We start from the raw sequence: 1,373 nt of genomic DNA, 5'->3' as shown, positions 1-1,373 counted from the left end.
ACGAAAGTAGTAAGACCCCTTGAAGACGACGAGGTAGATAGGGCAGAGGTGGAAGTACAGTAATGTATGGAGCTGACTGCTACTAATCGGTCGAGGGCATGACCAAGCAAGGTGATAGGTAATGGATGATATTTCTTGTATGCAGTTTTGAAGGTATATAAGTTTAAGACAGTCAGTTTGACTGTCTTTTTTCATATGTAAAAAAGATTATTATCATTCAAAATGTTTTGTTATAATAGCTAGTTGATTTAAAATGTCTAAAATGATACTGTTTTTACAGAACATGTAGTAGACGATAAACATTTACAGAGATGAAATTTGTACAAAATATTAAAAATAAAAGGGAGAAGAACAAGTGAAGAATATTGTAGTGGTTGGAAGTTTGAACCTGGACACAGTTATAGAGGTTCCTCAAATGCCAAAAGCGGGGGAAACACTTGCCGGAACGAGTGTAACTCAGATCCCGGGAGGAAAAGGAGCGAATCAGGCGTACGCAGTTGGTAAGCTTCTTGGAAAAGTTAAAATGATTGGTGCAGTGGGAGATGACGCTCCAGGGAAAGTTCTTGTCAATAATCTGAAAAGTGTCGGAGTGGATGTTTCCGGTATATCAGAGATTAAAGGAGGGACAACAGGACAGGCATTTATAGCGGTAGAAGATAGTGGGGAGAATTCCATTATCATTATCGCAGGTACGAACGCAGATGTAACAAAAGAACTAATTCAGAAGAATGAGGATGTAATTCAAAAGGCAGATATTATTATTATGCAGTTGGAGATACCTCTGGAGACTGTGAGATATGTAAAAGAAATGGCAATAAAGCTTGGCAAGACGGTTATTTTGGATCCAGCTCCGGCAGTTCCTGATCTTCCGGATAGTTTCTGGAAAGGAATTGATTATATTAAGCCGAATGAAACAGAGCTTTCTATATTGGTAGGCAGGCCGCTTGAGGGGATAGAGGCAATTCAGGAAGGCGCCTGTTCTATGTTAAAAAAGGGTGTAAAAAATGTATTGGTTACACTTGGGAGCGAAGGGTGCTTGTTTGTGGCAGAAGGAACGGAAGAGTATTATCCGGCATGTAAGGTAGAGGCAGTAGATACAACTGCAGCAGGAGACTGTTTTACTGCAGCATTTGCTTTGGCGCTAAGTCAGGGAAAAACCTGTGGAGAGGCTATTGTGTTCGGACAAAAGGTGGCATCTATTGCAGTAACCAGAAAGGGAGCTCAGACTTCTATTCCATCACCAGAAGAAATTATGGAGTAAGAGAGAAAAAGGGTTACAGTATTAGGGAAAGTTATTACTAAATGCTGTGACCCTTTTTATGTTAATGTGTAAGAAATGTATTTTCATGACGCGTCAGTAATAAGTGAAATAA

Annotated in this window: 1 protein-coding gene and 1 rRNA gene; both read left to right on the top strand. The window is 39.8% G+C overall.

What is annotated here, in order from left to right; all coding sequences use genetic code 11:
• Positions 1-106 (top strand): 23S ribosomal RNA (locus tag JQM81_RS13465); the annotation flags it as partial.
• 249 nt (positions 107-355) lie between these two features.
• Entirely contained in the window at positions 356-1,261 is a 906-nt protein-coding gene (gene rbsK / locus JQM81_RS13460; RefSeq protein WP_235234328.1) for a ribokinase, read from the top strand.
• Positions 1,262-1,373 lie beyond the last annotated feature (112 nt).

Origin of the sequence: Faecalicatena contorta, from assembly GCF_021531895.1 — a bacterium.
GTDB lineage: Bacteria > Bacillota > Clostridia > Lachnospirales > Lachnospiraceae > JAFBIX01.
The sequence above is the reverse complement of the archived record's forward strand: the minus strand, read 5'-3'. Positions and strand labels throughout refer to the sequence as shown.